This window comes from Pseudomonas sp. 18-147, assembly GCF_051048045.1.
In the GTDB taxonomy this organism is placed as follows: domain Bacteria; phylum Pseudomonadota; class Gammaproteobacteria; order Pseudomonadales; family Pseudomonadaceae; genus Pseudomonas; species Pseudomonas aeruginosa.
On record NZ_CP182296.1, the window covers coordinates 196,961 to 212,632 of the forward strand.

At 69.0% G+C, this 15,672-nt stretch carries 14 protein-coding genes; 12 read left to right on the forward strand and 2 right to left on the reverse strand.

What is annotated here, in order from left to right; translation table 11 throughout:
- Positions 1-432: 432 nt before the first annotated feature.
- Both ACM0M4_RS00895 and ACM0M4_RS00900 read left to right on the forward strand, forming a co-directional pair.
- Positions 433-1,782 (forward strand): 8-oxoguanine deaminase, encoded by a 1,350-nt coding sequence (locus tag ACM0M4_RS00895; RefSeq protein ID WP_034014515.1) that lies wholly within the window; start codon positions 433-435, stop codon positions 1,780-1,782.
- A 107-nt stretch (positions 1,783-1,889) separates the two neighbouring features.
- Positions 1,890-2,942, forward strand: coding sequence for a nucleoside hydrolase (locus ACM0M4_RS00900; protein WP_003106723.1), 1,053 nt, complete (start codon positions 1,890-1,892; stop codon positions 2,940-2,942).
- A 27-nt stretch (positions 2,943-2,969) separates the two neighbouring features.
- Here ACM0M4_RS00900 and ACM0M4_RS00905 read toward each other — a convergent pair whose 3' ends face one another.
- Positions 2,970-3,596, reverse strand: a complete 627-nt coding sequence (locus ACM0M4_RS00905; RefSeq protein ID WP_003117212.1) for a nucleoside 2-deoxyribosyltransferase — start codon at positions 3,594-3,596, stop codon at positions 2,970-2,972.
- Positions 3,597-3,717: 121 nt separating this feature from the next.
- Entirely contained in the window at positions 3,718-4,233 is a 516-nt protein-coding gene (locus ACM0M4_RS00910; RefSeq protein WP_003162250.1) for a nucleoside 2-deoxyribosyltransferase, read from the reverse strand.
- Between the two features lie 238 nt (positions 4,234-4,471).
- Between ACM0M4_RS00910 and ACM0M4_RS00915 the strand changes: the two genes are divergently transcribed.
- The 10 genes from ACM0M4_RS00915 (at position 4,472) to ACM0M4_RS00960 (ending at position 15,648) form a co-directional block, all read left to right on the forward strand.
- Positions 4,472-5,569, forward strand: coding sequence for a BMP family ABC transporter substrate-binding protein (locus ACM0M4_RS00915; RefSeq protein WP_003118576.1), 1,098 nt, complete (start codon positions 4,472-4,474; stop codon positions 5,567-5,569).
- 72 nt (positions 5,570-5,641) lie between these two features.
- The gene (locus ACM0M4_RS00920) at positions 5,642-6,604 is read left to right on the forward strand and encodes an oxidoreductase (protein ID WP_009875670.1); all 963 of its coding nucleotides are present in this window, start codon (positions 5,642-5,644) and stop codon (positions 6,602-6,604) included.
- Between the two features lie 104 nt (positions 6,605-6,708).
- On the forward strand, positions 6,709-7,659 hold the full coding sequence (locus ACM0M4_RS00925; protein ID WP_003112641.1) for an adenosine deaminase: 951 nt from the start codon (positions 6,709-6,711) through the stop codon (positions 7,657-7,659).
- Positions 7,660-7,855: 196 nt separating this feature from the next.
- Positions 7,856-8,401: an RNA polymerase sigma factor gene (locus ACM0M4_RS00930; protein WP_003112642.1), complete on the forward strand. Its 546-nt coding sequence runs from the start codon at positions 7,856-7,858 to the stop codon at positions 8,399-8,401.
- Positions 8,398-9,393 carry a FecR family protein gene (locus ACM0M4_RS00935; RefSeq protein WP_003112643.1) on the forward strand — a complete coding sequence of 332 codons (996 nt, stop codon included), beginning with the start codon at positions 8,398-8,400 and terminating at the stop codon, positions 9,391-9,393. The genes ACM0M4_RS00930 and ACM0M4_RS00935 overlap by 4 nt, the downstream gene beginning before the upstream one ends.
- 147 nt (positions 9,394-9,540) lie before the next feature.
- Positions 9,541-11,928 (forward strand): TonB-dependent siderophore receptor, encoded by a 2,388-nt coding sequence (locus ACM0M4_RS00940; protein ID WP_023132712.1) that lies wholly within the window; start codon positions 9,541-9,543, stop codon positions 11,926-11,928.
- Between the two features lie 286 nt (positions 11,929-12,214).
- On the forward strand, positions 12,215-13,132 hold the full coding sequence (gene pcaQ, locus ACM0M4_RS00945; protein ID WP_009314968.1) for a pca operon transcription factor PcaQ: 918 nt from the start codon (positions 12,215-12,217) through the stop codon (positions 13,130-13,132).
- Between the two features lie 134 nt (positions 13,133-13,266).
- Positions 13,267-13,986 carry a protocatechuate 3,4-dioxygenase subunit beta gene (pcaH, locus tag ACM0M4_RS00950; RefSeq protein ID WP_003118581.1) on the forward strand — a complete coding sequence of 240 codons (720 nt, stop codon included), beginning with the start codon at positions 13,267-13,269 and terminating at the stop codon, positions 13,984-13,986.
- Between the two features lie 10 nt (positions 13,987-13,996).
- The gene (gene pcaG, locus ACM0M4_RS00955; protein WP_003118582.1) at positions 13,997-14,602 is read left to right on the forward strand and encodes a protocatechuate 3,4-dioxygenase subunit alpha; all 606 of its coding nucleotides are present in this window, start codon (positions 13,997-13,999) and stop codon (positions 14,600-14,602) included.
- Between the two features lie 206 nt (positions 14,603-14,808).
- Positions 14,809-15,648, forward strand: coding sequence for an IclR family transcriptional regulator domain-containing protein (locus ACM0M4_RS00960; RefSeq protein ID WP_003083866.1), 840 nt, complete (start codon positions 14,809-14,811; stop codon positions 15,646-15,648).
- Positions 15,649-15,672 lie beyond the last annotated feature (24 nt).

Below are 15,672 nucleotides of genomic sequence, written 5' to 3' on the forward strand. Positions count from 1 at the left end.
TCCTCGCGGGCCTTCTGCGCCGGGCTGGCCACTCGCGGGCGGCGGGTCGCCGGCTTGCGCGGGGCGCGGCGGGCGGCTGGCCGGGCCGGCTTGGCCGGCTGCGCGGCGGGTTGCTCAGGGGAGGGGGGACTGACAGTGGGTTCTTCGCTCATGCGGGACTCCTTCCGTTCTACGTTTTCAGCTATGCAGTCCCCCACTCTATGCCCCTGCCGGGAGGCGTCCGTTGACCCCCATCAAACCGCGCCCGGCCGCCACCGGGAGGAAAGCCTTACACCTCTCCAGAAATCCCTTGTAGGATATCGCCACGCGCGTGGCGTCCCGTCGTCGCCCCGCGGACCTGGATCAGCAGACAGGGTGAACACTGAGCTGGCTCTCATCAACCGAGGGCCGGCAGCGTTCGCGCCGGCCCGCCGATCCGACGAAGGTCCGCACATGTCCCGCACCTGGATTCGCAATCCCCTCGCCATCTTCACCGCCAACGGTCTCGACGCCGCCGGCGGCCTGGTCGTCGAAGACGGCCGCATCGTCGAGCTGCTCGGCGCTGGCCAGCAGCCCGCACAACCTTGCGCCAGCCAGTTCGACGCCAGCCGGCACGTGGTGTTGCCGGGGCTGGTCAACACCCATCACCACTTCTACCAGACCCTCACCCGCGCCTGGGCGCCGGTGGTCAACCAGCCGCTGTTCCCCTGGCTGAAGACCCTCTACCCGGTCTGGGCGCGGCTGACCCCGGAGAAACTCGAACTGGCCACCAAGGTGGCGCTGGCCGAGCTGCTGTTGTCCGGGTGTACCACTGCCGCCGACCACCACTACCTGTTTCCCGGCGGCCTCGAACAGGCCATCGACGTGCAGGCCGGGGTGGTCGAGGAACTGGGCATGCGCGCCATGCTCACCCGCGGCTCGATGAGCCTCGGCGAGAAGGACGGCGGCTTGCCGCCGCAGCAGACGGTGCAGGAAGCCGAGACCATCCTCGCCGACAGCGAGCGACTGATCGCCCGCTACCACCAGCGCGGAGACGGTGCCCGGGTGCAGATCGCCCTGGCGCCCTGCTCGCCGTTCTCGGTGACTCCGGAGATCATGCGCGCCAGCGCCGAAGTGGCGGCGCGCCACGACGTACGCCTGCACACCCACCTGGCGGAGACCCTCGACGAGGAAGACTTCTGCCTGCAGCGCTTCGGCCTGCGCACCGTGGACTACCTGGATAGCGTCGGCTGGCTCGGCCCGCGCACCTGGCTGGCCCACGGCATCCACTTCAACGCCGAGGAGATCCGCCGGCTCGGCGAGGCGGGCACCGGTATCTGCCATTGCCCGAGTTCGAACATGCGCCTGGCCTCGGGCATCTGCCCGACCGTGGAGCTGGAGGCGGCCGGCGCGCCGATCGGCCTGGGAGTCGATGGCTCGGCTTCCAACGACGCCTCGAACATGATCCTCGAGGCGCGCCAGGCCCTGTACCTGCAACGCCTGCGCTACGGCGCCGAGCGGATCACCCCGGAACTCGCCCTGGGCTGGGCAACCCGTGGCTCGGCACGCCTGCTCGGGCGCAGCGACATCGGCGAGCTGGCCCCCGGCAAGCAGGCCGACCTGGCCTTGTTCAAGCTCGACGAGCTGCGCTTCTCGGGTAGCCACGACCCGCTCTCGGCGCTGCTGCTGTGCGCTGCCGACCGTGCCGACCGGGTAATGGTCGGCGGCGCCTGGCGAGTGGTCGACGGTGCCGTGGAAGGGCTCGACCTGGCCGCCCTGATCGCCCGCCACCGCGAGGCGGCGAGCGCCCTGATCGCCGGGTGAGGCGGGCGCCGACAGAGGAGGCGCCAGGCTTCCTCTGTCGGTTCGCATAGGTCGGCGCGTGGCCCGCAACTGGCTAGACTGTGGCATTCCCCACCAGGAGCCGCCCCATGTCACGCGCCGCCCGCCCATGCAATCGCTTTTGCAGCCTTCTGCTAGGACTCGCCCTGCTGATGCCCGCCAGCCTTCCTCTGTCCGCTGCCGAAACGGTGGCGCCGCCATCGCCGCGGACGCTGATCATCGACACCGATCCGGGCGCCGACGATGTGATCGCCCTGCTGTTCGCCATGGCCTCGCCGAAGGAGCTGAAGATCCAGGCGCTGACCACCGTCGCCGGCAACGTGCCGCTGGAAAAGACCGCGCGTAACGCCCGGCTGGCCCGCGAGTGGGGCAAGCGCCCGGATATCCCGGTCTACGCCGGCGCCCCGCGACCGCTGCTGCGCACGCCGATCTACGCCGCCGACGTGCACGGCAGCGAAGGCATCAGCGGCGTCGAGGTGCATGAGCCGAAGCAGCCGCTGGCCGAAGGTAACGCCGTGGACTACCTGATCCGCACCTTGCGTGCGGCGCCGGAGAAGAGCGTGACCCTGGCCATGCTCGGCCCGGAGACCAACCTCGCGCTGGCCCTGACCCAGGCCCCGGACATCGTCAAGGGCATCCGCGAGATCGTGATCATGGGCGGCGCCCACTTCAACGGCGGCAACATCACCCCGGCCGCCGAATTCAATATCTTCGCCGACCCCCACGCGGCGGAAATCGTGCTCAAGAGCGGGGCGCCGATCACCATGCTGCCGCTCGACGTGACCCACAAGATCCTCACCAGCCCCGAGCGCATCGCCAAGCTGCGCAACCTCGGCAACCAGGCCGGCAAGACCGTCGCCGACATCCTCGACGCCTACGTCCAGTACGACATCAAGTACTACGGCCTGAAGGGCGGCCCGGTGCACGACGCCACGGTGGTCGCCTACCTGCTCAAGCCCTCGCTGTTCAAGGGCAAGCGGATCAACGTGCAGGTCGACAGCCGCGAGGGCATCACCTTCGGCCAGACCGTGGCCGACTGGTACGGCGGCCTCAAGCAGCCGGCCAACGTCGAGTGGATCAACGAGGGCGACGCCCAGGGGTTCTTCGACCTGCTCACCGAGCGTATCGCCCGCCTGCCCTGAGTCTCTCGCCGTACGGCCGGCGCCGGGTCAGCCGTGGCGCCGGCTGGCGAGTTGGCGCAGGGCCTGCTCGGCGTCGCCGACGACTAGCGTTGCCGGCACCGCCAGCATCAGGTTGAGCGGCAGGCCGAACTCTTCCAGGGTCATGCCGTCGCGGTCGCGGGTCGGATCCTCGCCGATCAGCTCCGGGGCGTGCCGGCGGATCCGCTCGGCGTAGCTGCCGGCGTCGTCGACGTAGCCATAGACCGGCTTGCCGAGGGCGGTGGCATAGCCGACCTCGAAGGCGGTGCCGCTGTCCGGCTCGGCGCCGCGGAAGAAGTTCAGGTTGGCCAGCACCGCGTCGGCGCGTTCGATCAGGCCGATGTTGGCGCGGTAGATCCAGGCCGCCTGTTCGCGCGGCTCGGCGAGCTGTTTCGGCAGCGCGTTGTCCAGCGGGTAGAGGCCCTCGAAACCGTAGCGTGCGCACAGTGCCTTGAGTGCTTCGCCGTGGGCGACGGCGTCGGCGCGGAACACATCGGGACCGGCCAGATAGAGTTTCCGCGGCCTGGCCGCGGCGCGTACGCCCGGCAGGCTGCCGAGCAGGGCGCCGGCGGGCAGTAGCAGGGCTGCCAGGCGCAGGAAGGTACGACGGCTGCTGGAACCCTTGGATCGGTTCATCGGATGCCTCTTGCAGGCCGGCCTCCCGGATGGGGCCGTTGTTGTCCAGGATTATGGCCGGCAAGCGACGGGCCGGGCGGCGGCTATCTGCCAGCAGCTAGGCGACGGCCTTCCCGCGATGTCAGGCGCGCTCGAGTTCCTCGGCGAGGCGTCGCAGGGCCTCGCGCGGGCCGCCGGCGACCAGCCGCGAAGGCACCGCCAGCATCAGGTTCAATGGCAGGCCGAAACCCTCCAGTTGCCAACCGTCGCGGTCCTCGCCGGGGTGCTCGCCGAGCCATTCCGGGGCCAGCCGGGCGAGGCGCTCGGTGTAGGCGCCGGCATCGCTGAGGTAGGCATATACCGGCTTGCCCAGGGCCAGGGCGTAGCCCACTTCGAAGGCGGTGCCGCTGTCCGGCTCGCTGCCGCGGAACGGTTCGAGGTTGGCCAGCACGCAGTCGGCGCGCTCGATCAGGCCGACATTGGCGCGGTAGATCCAGGCGGCCTGTGCGGCCGGCTCGCGGATGTCGGCGGGCAGGGCGTGGTCGAGCGGGTAGAGGCCGACGAAGCCGAACTCGGCGCAGAGCGCCTTGAGGGTTTCGCCATGGGCTTCGGCGTCGGGGCGGAAGACGTCCGGCCCGGCCAGGTAGATTGCGGTCATCGCGTGCGTGCCTTGTTACGGAAAGCCAGCGCCCATGGTAGCGCCATCGTGGCGGCGCCGGCATGCACCAAGCGATGGCGCGCTGCACCGTCCTGCAGCCGCGCCGGCATGACGCGGCGCGCAGAAGCGCGAGCTTGAGCGGAGTTGTCCGGGTGGTCAGGTAATTGCATCGGCGGGCGGGCTGAACGCGAAGCCACGCCCGATGGCCAACCCTGCACTCACCGGAGCACGCCCATCCATGAAACACCGTCGCACGCAATCCCGCATGTCCGTCCTGCGCCGCCTTGCCGCCGTCCTCGGCCTCGGCGCCTGCGCTCTCGCCGCCGAGGCCGCCGAACCACTGAAGATCGGCTTCGTCTATGTCGGCCCGGTCGGCGACCACGGCTGGACCTACCAGCACGAACTGGGCCGCCGCGAACTGGTGGAGCACTTCGGCGACAAGGTGAAGACCAGCTTCGTCGAGAACGTCGCCGAGGGCGCCGATGCCGAGCGGGTCATCCGCAACCTGGCGAAAGACGGCTACGGCCTGGTCTTCACCACCTCCTTCGGCTACATGAACCCTACCGCCAAGGTGGCCCGGCAGTTTCCCAAGGTGACCTTCGAGCACGCCACCGGCTACAAGCGCGACAGGAACCTCGGCACCTACCTGTCGCGCTCCTACGAGGGACGCTACGTCGGCGGCTTCCTCGCGGCGAAGATGACCCGCAGCCACAAGATCGGCTACATCGCCTCGTTTCCGATTCCCGAGGTGATCCGCGACATCAACGCGATCCAGCTGGCGCTGGACAAATACGACCCGCAGGCCGAACTCAAGGTGATGTGGGTGAGCACCTGGTTCGATCCGGGCAAGGAGGCCGACGCGGCCAACGCGCTGATCGACCAGGGCGTCGACGTGGTGTTCCAGCACACCGATAGCCCGGCGCCGATCCAGGCCGCCGAGCGTCGCGGGGTGTACGCCGTGGGCTACGCCTCGGACATGCAGCACTTCGGTCCGAAGACCGTGCTCACCTCGATCGTCAACGACTGGGGCCCGCACTATATCCGCTCGGCCCAGGCGGTGATGGACGGCACCTGGAAATCCGAGGACTTCTGGGGCGGCCTGGCCGAGAGTACGGTGGTCCTGCCGCTGAACCAGGAGGTGCTGCCGGCGCCGGTGCGGGAAGAGGCGGGCAGGCTGATCGAGTCGATCCGCAGCGGAGCCTTCCACCCCTTCACCGGGCCGATCCGCGACCAGTCCGGCAAGGAGCGTTTCGCCGCCGGCGTCAGCGCGACCAATGCCGACCTGGCGTCGATGAACTATTACGTGGAAGGCATCAAGGCCGACCTGCCGAAGTGAGCCCTGGCCTTGTATGGAAAAAGTCGCCGAGCGCAGGCACTTTCCGTACAGGGCCCATCGAGGAGAGCGCGATTGGACCGTCTACCCATCATCGACATCGCCCCGCTCTACGGCGCCGACCGTGGCGCCTGGAACGACGTGGCGCGGCGGATCGACCAGGCCTGCCGCGAGTGGGGCTTCTTCTACATCGCCGGACACCCGTTGCCGGCCGCGCGCTTCGAAGCCCTGCTGGCGGCGGCGCGGGAGTTCTTCGCGCTGCCTGTCGAAGAGAAGCTGAAGATCGATATCACCCGTAGCCGCAACCATCGCGGCTATGGCGCGATCGCCACCGAGCAGCTCGACCCGGCGTTGCCCAGCGACTTCAAGGAGACCTTCGACATGGCCCTGCACCTGCCGGCGGAGCATCCCGACGTGCGCGCCGGCAAGTCCTTCTACGGGCCCAACCGACACCCCGACCTGCCCGGCTGGGAGGCCCTGCTGGAAGGACACTATGCCGACATGCTGACGCTGGCCCGTACCGTGCTGCGCGCCCTGGCCATCGCCCTGGGGATCGAGGAGGACTTCTTCGATCGCCGCTTCGAGCAGCCGGTCAGCGTGTTCCGCCTGATCCACTATCCGCCGGCCTCGGCCCGGCAGAGCGCCGACCAGCCCGGCGCCGGCGCGCACACCGACTACGGCTGCGTGACCCTGCTCTACCAGGACGCCGCCGGTGGCCTGCAAGTGCAGAACCGCCAGGGCGAATGGATCGACGCGCCGCCCATCGACGGCACCTTCGTGGTCAACATCGGCGACATGATGGCGCGCTGGAGCAACGACCGTTACCGCTCGACCCCGCACCGGGTGATCAGCCCGCGCGGGGTGCACCGCTACTCCATGCCGTTCTTCGCCGAACCGCACATGGATACCGAGATCCGCTGCCTGCCGGGCTGCTTCGACGCGGACAACCCGCCGAAGTATCCGCCGACCACCTGTGGCGATTGGCTGACCTCGCGCTTCGCGCAGACCTATGCCTATCGGCGCGGCGAAACGGCCTGAGCCGCCCGTCGCGCGCGGGAGCGGTTCGCGGGTTTGCCGCGGGCCTGACTCCCGGGACAGGTTAAACTTGCCGGCCAAGACCAGCCTGATCGAGAACCCACCCCATGTACGAATGGCTCAACGCCTTGCCCAAGGCCGAACTGCACCTGCACCTGGAAGGTACCCTGGAGCCGGAGCTGCTGTTCGCCCTCGCCGAGCGCAACCGCATCGCCCTGCCCTGGAACGACGTCGAGACCCTGCGCAAGGCCTACGCCTTCAACAACCTGCAGGAATTCCTCGACCTCTACTACGCCGGCGCCGACGTGCTGCGCACCGAGCAGGACTTCTACGACCTGACCTGGGCCTACCTGCAGAAGTGCAAGGCGCAGAACGTCGTCCACGTCGAGCCGTTCTTCGACCCGCAGACCCACACCGATCGCGGCATTCCCTTCGAGGTGGTGCTCGCCGGCATCCGCGCCGCGCTACGGGACGGCGAGAAGCTGCTGGGCATCCGCCATGGGCTGATCCTCAGCTTCCTCCGCCACCTCAGCGAGGAACAGGCGCAGAAAACCCTCGACCAGGCGCTGCCGTTCCGCGACGCCTTCATCGCCGTCGGCCTCGACAGCTCGGAAGTAGGGCATCCGCCGAGCAAGTTCCAGCGGGTCTTCGACCGGGCCCGCAGCGAAGGCTTCCTCACCGTCGCCCATGCCGGCGAGGAGGGGCCGCCCGAGTACATATGGGAAGCCCTCGACCTGCTCAAGGTCGAGCGCATCGACCACGGCGTACGCGCCTTCGAGGACGAGCGGCTGATGCGGCGGCTGATCGACGAACAGATCCCGCTGACCGTCTGCCCGCTGTCCAACACCAAGCTCTGCGTGTTCGACGACATGAGCCAGCACACCATCCTCGACATGCTCGAACGCGGCGTGAAGGTGACGGTGAACTCCGATGACCCGGCCTACTTCGGCGGCTATGTCACCGAGAACTTCCATGCCTTGCAGCAGAGCCTGGGAATGACCGAGGAGCAGGCCAGGCGCCTGGCGCAGAACAGCCTGGATGCGCGCCTGGTGAAGTGAGGGGCGGCGTGCCGGGTAGCCCGGCGCGCGACCCGCAAGGCGTTTCGTCGTCGCCGGCTTCTCGGTATTGATGATAAGCATTATCATTTGCGGGCCTGCTCAGCATTCCCATGGCGCCGCCCCGGCGCCGGCTTTCGTGCAGCCGTCCTCACCGATGCCCGACCGCGACCTACCTCCCGGCCCGCGCCCGGATGCCTTGCCGGCAGACGGCGAGGCGGCGCGCCGCGCGGATCTCCTCAAGGCCTTCCTGGCCCAGCGCCAGCGCATGGAAAGCCTGGTCAGCCGCTGGGTCGGCTGCCGGGCGACCGCCGCCGACCTGGTCCAGGAGCTGTTCCTGCGCTTCTGGCGGCGCCCGGCCGCCCCGGTGGAGGAGCTTGGCAGCTACCTCCTGCGCAGCGCGCGCAACCTGGCCATCGACCACTTGCGTGGCGAAGGATCGCGGCAACGGCAACTGGACGATTGGCTGCCGGAGCAGCGCCAGGGCGAGCCGGTCGGTCCCGAGCAGGCGCTCGAGGCCGGCGACCAGTGGCGCCGGGTCGAGGCCGCCTTGCGCGGCCTGCCCGAGCGGACCCGGCGGATTTTCCTGCTCAATCGCATCCACGGCCGCACCTACGCGGAGATCGCCCAGGCCATGCAGCTTTCCCAAAGCGCCGTGGAAAAACATATGATGCGCGCCCTCGACGCCTGCAAGGCGAGCCTGGCCGGCCCGGCCGGCGAGCAGGCAAGGAGCGCCCAGCCATGACCCGACCCGATAGCGACGCCGCGCCCTACGAGCCCGTCCTCGAGCAGACCGCCCAGGCCTGGCTGGTGCGCCTGCGCGGTACGCCGGATGCGGCGACCCGGCGGGCCTTCGAGGACTGGCTGGCGCAGCGGCCGGCGCATGCCGAGGCCTATGCCCGCGCCGAGGCGCTCTGGCGCCTGACGGAAATACCGGCGAGCCGCCTGGCCATCGAAGAGGCCGATGCCCTGGAAGCCTACCTGCGGCCGCGCCGAGCGTCGCGCAACCCGCGGCGCTGGGCCTACCCGCTGGCCAGCGTCGCCTGCCTGCTGGCGATGCTCTGGCTGGGCGGCTGGTGGCAGCCCGGCGACTGGCTGCAGGACTGGCGTGCCGACTATGTCGCCGCGCCGGGACAGGTCGCCGAATGGAAGCTGGCCGATGGCTCCTACCTGAGCCTGGACGCCGGCAGCGCGGTGCGCGTGCGTATCGACGGCGGCCAGCGGCGGGTCGAACTGCTGCGCGGCGCCGCCGCGTTGCGGGTGAAGCGCGACGCGCTGCCATTCGTGGTCGAGGCCGGCGAAGGTCGGGCGCGGGTACTGGGCACCGAGTTCGAGGTCCGTCGCGGCGCCGGGGCGACCCGCGTCACCGTGTTGCAAGGGCGGGTCGCGGTGAGCGCCGGCACCGGTGCGGGCGCCGCCGAGGAAGTGCTGGGCGCCGGCCAGCAGGTCGGCTTCGCCGACGGCAAGCTGGGCCGGCCCGTGGCCATCGACGCCGCCGCCGCGCTGGCCTGGCGCCAGGGTTGGCTGAGCTTCTACCGGCGGCCGCTGGCAGAAGTGCTCGACGAACTCGCTCGCTACTACCCCGGACGCATTCTCCTGCTCGACGACGCGCTCGGTCGCCAGCCGGTCAGCGGCAGCTTCCGCAGCGATGATCCCGAAGCCGCGCTGAAGTCGCTGCAGGCGGTGCTCGGCTATCGCCAGCAGATCCTGTTCGGACGCCTGGTGGTGATTCGCTGACGGTGGCCCTGGTCCGTTTGGCCGCAGGAATCTTTCCCGGCGAAGAATTTTTTTGCCCTGCGGGGTGAGGTAAATCCGGCGCCGCTTCGTGTAGTGCTCATGACCGCGATTGATTCGCATTAGAAAAGCGACCGACACGAGCAACCCATGACCCCGTTCCCGCGCTTCGCCCTGCGTACTCTCCCCGCCCTGTTCCTCAGCCTCGGCTGTCTCGCCGCCACCGTGCAGGCCGCCGAGGCGGTTCGCTACCGCTTCAGCCAGGCTGCCGCGCCGCTGGCCCAGGCGCTCAACGCGTTCAGCCGGGCCAGTGGGCAGACGCTGCTCTACACCGCCGAGCTGCCGCCGCAGGCGACCGCTCCGGCATTGCACGGTTCGCTGGACGCGGAGGAGGCGCTGCAACGCCTGCTGCAGGGCAGCGGCCTGCGCGCGCGGCGGATCGACGAGCGCACCCTGACCCTGGAACCGATCCCCGCCAGCGGCGCGCTCGACCTCGATGCCACGACGGTCTCCGCCGCCGCCCCGGCGCAGGGCTACCGGCCGGCGGCCAACGCCTCGATCAGCCGCGGCGATGCGCCGCTACTGGATATCCCCCAGGCGATCAGCGTGGTCCCGGCACAGGCGCTGCAGGACCAGCGCCCGCGCAACCTTGACGACGCGCTGGGCAACATCAGCGGCATCACCCAGGCCAACACCCTTGGCGGTACCCAGGACGCGGTGATGAAGCGCGGCTTCGGCGACAACCGCGACGGCTCGATCATGCGTGACGGCATGCCCTCGGTGCAGGGCCGCAATTTCACCGCCACCGCCGACCACGTCGAGGTGCTGAAGGGGCCTGCATCCCTGCTCTATGGCATCCAGGACCCGGGCGGGGTGGTCAACGTGGTGAGCAAGAAGCCGCAACTGCAACAAGCCAACGCCCTGACCCTGCGTGGCTCGGCCTACGCCCACGGGCGCAACGGCAGCGGCGGCCAGCTCGACTCCACCGGCCCGCTGGGCGACAGCGGACTGGCCTACCGGATGATCCTCGATCATGAGGACGAGGATTACTGGCGCGACTTCGGCAAGAGCCGCGAGACGCTGGTGGCGCCCTCGCTGGCCTGGTACGGCGAGGACACGACGGTCAACCTGAGCTACGAGCACCGCGAGTTCACCACGCCGTTCGACCGTGGCACGGCCATCGATCCGCGTACCAACCGCCCGCTGGACATCCCGCGCAGCCGGCGCCTGGACGAGCCCTTCAACATCACCGAGGGCCGTTCCGAGCTGACCCGCCTGGATCTCGAACGGCAGCTCGACGACACCTGGAAGGCCCACTTCGGCTACGGCTACAGTCGCGAGACCTACGACGACAACCAGGCCCGGGTGATGGCCGTGAATGCCGACGGCACCCTGACCCGGCGCATGGACGGCACCCACGGCGCGGTCAGCAGCGACAGCTTCGCCACCCTCGGCCTGAGCGGAACGCTGCAACTGGCCGGGATGCAACATGACCTGCAATTCGGCATGGACCACGAGAAGCGCAAGATCTTCCGCGCCGACCTGCTGCGCGACAGCAAGACCAGCCGCTTCGACTACCTCGACCCGGTCTATGGCCAGGTGGTGCCGTCGACCCGGGTGGTCGCCGGCGACAGCGACCAGACCGACAAGCTGCGCAGCGACTCGCTGTACTTCCAGGACTCGATCCACCTGGACGAACGCTGGATCCTGGTCGGCGGCGCGCGCTACCAGATCTACGACCAGCTCGCCGGGCGCGGCCGGCCGTTCAACGCCAACACCGATATCAACGGGCAGAAATGGGTGCCGCGCGGCGGCCTGGTCTACCGCCTGAGCGACGAGGTTTCGCTGTACGGCAGCTACACGCGCTCGTTCAAGCCGAACTCGACCATCGCCCCGCTGAGCACCGGCGAGACCATCGATTCGGCGATCCTGCCGGAGGAGGCGACCTCCTGGGAGCTGGGCGCCAAGCTGGATGTGCCGGGGCGTCTCAGCGGCACCCTGGCGCTGTTCGACATTCGCAAGAAGAACGTGCTGGTCAACGAACTCGACGGTGCTGGCAACAGCAGCGTGCGCGCCGCCGGCCGGGTCCGCTCGCGCGGCCTGGAGCTGGACCTCACCGGCCAGCTCAGCGAACGCTGGAGCCTGATCGGCAGCTACGCCTGGCTCGCCGCGGAAGTCACCGAGGACCCGACCCTGGAGGGCAAGCGCCTGCAGAACGTGGCGCGCAACACCGCGTCGCTGTCGGCGGTCTACGAACTCGGCCAGCTCTTCGGCGGCGACCGCCTGCGCCTGGGCGGCGGCGCGCGCTACGTCGGCAAGCGCCCGGGCGACCCGGCCAATTCCTTCGACCTGCCGTCCTACACCGTGGCCGATGCCTTTGCCAGCTACGACACCCGCTTCGGCGGACACGGCGTGAAGTTCCAGCTCAACGTGAAGAACCTGTTCGACCGCACCTACTACCCGTCCAGTGCCAATCGACTGTACGTGGCGATGGGCGAGCCCCGGCAGTTCCAGGTGTCGACGACGGTGGAGTTCTGAGTCGGCGCTCGCTCCAGGTGGGGTTCCCCGGCGTCCTCCTGGACGTGGAGGCCCCCCTGAAGGGCGAAGGGTCGGCGCGATGCTGCCCGACCATGCTCCATCTGGTTCCTTCTTCCCCCAGGGAAGGGATTGCCCGGCGCGTGAGTCGTTCCGCCATCCAGTGCCTTCTCCCTTTGGGGAAAGGAAGGCGGAGTACCGCCTGGCACGACCTCGCCGCACGCCACACCTCGTTCCCAACCCGCCCGTTGGGTACCATGCCCGCACCACTCGCCGCCACGGCCGCCCCATGAACCTCGACAACCGCATCAAGTTCCGCCACCTCGCCTGCTTCCTCGAAGTCGCCCGCCAGCGCAGCTTCGCCAAGGCGGCGGATGCCGTGGCGGTGTCGCAGCCGGCGATCTCCAAGACCCTCAAGGAACTGGAGGAAATCCTCGGCGCGCGCCTGTTCGAACGGAGCAAGGCCGGCGCCGAGCTGACCGAGGCGGGCGTGACCTTCCTGCGCTATGCCGGCCCCTGCGTGCAGGCCCTGCGCGACGGGGTGAACACCCTGCGCGGCCACGAGGCGCAGGTCGAGACGGTGCGGGTCGGCGTGCTGTCGACGGTGGAGAGCCTGGTGGTGCCCGAGGTGATCCGGCGCCTGCACCGGCGCCACGGTGCGCTGGTGGTCAGCGTCGCCACCGGACCCAGCGCCTACCTGCTGGCGCAACTGAAGGTCGGCGAGCTGGACCTGGTGGTCGGGCGGATGACCGATAGCCCGGACATCCAGGGCCTGACCTTCGAGCACCTGTACAGCGAGTCGATGATGCTGGTGGTGCGTCCCGGCCACCCCTTGCTCGCCGCGCCCCTCGGCGACCCGCAGCGGCTGGCCGAATTCCCGCTGGTGCTGCCGCTGGCCGGCACCACCATCCGCCGCCACGCCGACAGCCTGTTCGTGCAATGGGGCATCCCGCTCGCCGGACAGCGCCTGGAAACCCTCTCGCCGACCCTCAGCCGCAGCTATGTGTTGCGCAGCGAGGCGATCTGGGTGGCGCCGCGCGATGCCGTGCGCCTGGACGTCGGCAACGGCGAGCTGGCCGAGCTGGACCTGGGTATCCGCGAACCGGGCGGTTCGGTCGGGCTGTGCCACAACGCGGCCTTGCCGTTGCCGCTGGGGGCGCAATGGTTCAGCGCGGTGTTGCGCGAGGTGGCCGCCGAGTTGCACTGACAAAGCATAACCAAATGGTTATGTATGGGGCCGGATAATTCACTGTCCCCGTCCCGCCTCCTGCGCAAGACTTCGTTTTCCATGCCTGAATCCACAAGCCTGGCGACCGATAACGCGAATAACAGGAGCCCGACATGCACGACGCCGAAAGCCGTCGTTTCGTCATCCGTGACCGAAACTGGCACCCCAAAGCCTTGACCCCCGACTACAAGACCTCCGTGCCGCGCTCGCCGAGCCAGGCGCTGGTGAGCATCCCGCAATCGCTCTCGGAAACCAGCGGGCCGGACTTCTCCCACCTCAGGCTCGGCCGCCACGACAACGACCTGCTGCTCAACTTCGACCACGGCGGCCTGCCCCAGGGCGAGCGCATCATCATGTTCGGCCGGGTCTTCGACCAGTACGGCAAGCCGGTCCCGCACACCCTGGTGGAGATGTGGCAGGCCAACGCCGGCGGGCGCTACCGGCACAAGAACGACCGCTACCTGGCGCCGCTCGACCCGAACTTCGGCGGCGTCGGCCGGACCCTCACCGACAGCGAGGGCCACTATTACTTCCGCACCATCAAGCCCGGGCCCTATCCCTGGCGCAACGGCCCCAACGACTGGCGCCCGGCGCACATCCACGTGTCCGTCAGCGGCCCGGCGATCGCCGCGCGGCTGGTCACCCAGATGTACTTCGAGGGCGACCCGCTGATCCCCAAGTGCCCGATCATCCGCACCCTTGCCGACCCGGAGGCGGCGCAGAGCCTGATCGGCCGGCTCGACATGAGCATGGCCAACCCGATGGATTGCCTGGCCTACCGCTTCGACATCGTCCTGCGCGGGCAGCGCAAGACCTTCTTCGAGAACGTCTGAGGAGCCGACCATGAGCCACGAACTGCTGCGGGAAACCCCTTCCCAGACCGCCGGTCCCTATGTCCACATCGGCCTGGCGCTGGCCGCCGCCGGCAACCCGACCCGTGACCTGGAGATCTGGAACCGCATGGCCCGCGAAGACGCGCCGGGCCAGCACATCCTCCTGCTCGGCCACGTCTACGACGGCAACGGCCACCTGGTGCGCGACTCGTTCCTGGAGTTCTGGCAGGCCGACAGCGAAGGCCGCTACCAGGAGCGCTACGATCCGGAGCGTCCGTTCAACAGCTTCGGCCGCACCGCCACCACCTTCGATGCCGGCGAGTGGACCCTGCACACGGTCAAGCCGGGGGTGGTGCGTAACGCCCAGGGCGTGCCGATGGCGCCGCACATCAACGTCTCGCTGTTCGCCCGCGGCATCAACATCCACTTGCAGACCCGGCTGTACTTCGATGACGAGACCGAGGCCAACGCCGCCTGTCCGGTGCTCAACCTGATCGAGCAGGCGCCGCGTCGCGACACCCTGCTCGCGCAGCGCTGCGAAGTGGACGGACAGCTCGCCTACCGTTTCGACATCCGCATCCAGGGCGACAACGAGACGGTGTTCTTTGACTTCTAGGCGCATCGATCGCGCGGGAAGGAAGGGCGCCCTTGCCGGAGCGGCAAGGGCGTACCCAGAACCCGCCGATGGGTACCTGACATTACTCCCGGAGGGCGATGGGTAGCCCCGACAGTACTACAGTCGGAGGCGCTCCGGTCAATTGCGATGATCGAACGAGTGTCCGATAATCGGCGAGCCTTTCCGTGACCCGAGCCCGAACGTCCATGAGCGAACTCCCGGAACACCCCGCCACCCTGGCGCCGCCGACCGTCCTTTCGCCGGCCAAGCGCATCGAGGCCTTCACCGGCGATCCCAACTTCATGACCTCGCTGGCCCGTGGCCTGGCGGTGATCCATGCGTTCCAGGAGCGCAAGCGGCACCTGACCATCGCCCAGATCAGCCACCGCACCGAGATACCCCGCGCCGCTGTGCGTCGCTGCCTGCACACGCTGATGCAGCTTGGCTACGCCACCACCGACGGGCGCACCTACTCGCTGTTGCCGAAGGTGCTCACCCTCGGCCACGCCTACCTGTCGTCGACGCCGCTGGCGATCACTGCGCAGCCGATCCTCGACCGCCTCAGCGAACAGCTCCACGAAGCCTGTTCGATGGCCACCCTGGAGGGCGACGACGTGCTCTACATCGCCCGTTCGGCCACTCCCCAGCGGCTGATTTCGGTGGACCTCAACGTCGGCAGCCGGCTGCCCGCCTATTGCACCTCGATGGGCCGCATCCTCCTCGCCGCGCTGGACGACGACGCGCTGCACGCCTACTTCGGCGGAGTGGAGATGCAGGCCAAGACCAGCCGTACCCTGTATACCCCCGAGACCCTGCTGCCGTGCCTGGTGGAGATTCGTCGCCAGGGCTGGTGCATCGTCGACCAGGAGCTGGAAGTCGGCCTGCGCTCGCTGGCGGTGCCGGTACGCGACTCCGCCGGCCACGTGCTCGCCGCGCTGAACGTCGGCACCCATGCCGGGCGGGTCTCCCGCGCCGAACTGGAAAGCCGTTTCCTGCCGTTGCTGCTGGAGGCCAGCCGCGAGCTGAGCGCGCGCCTGTTCACCTGACGCCGGAGGCGATCCCCTCCACAA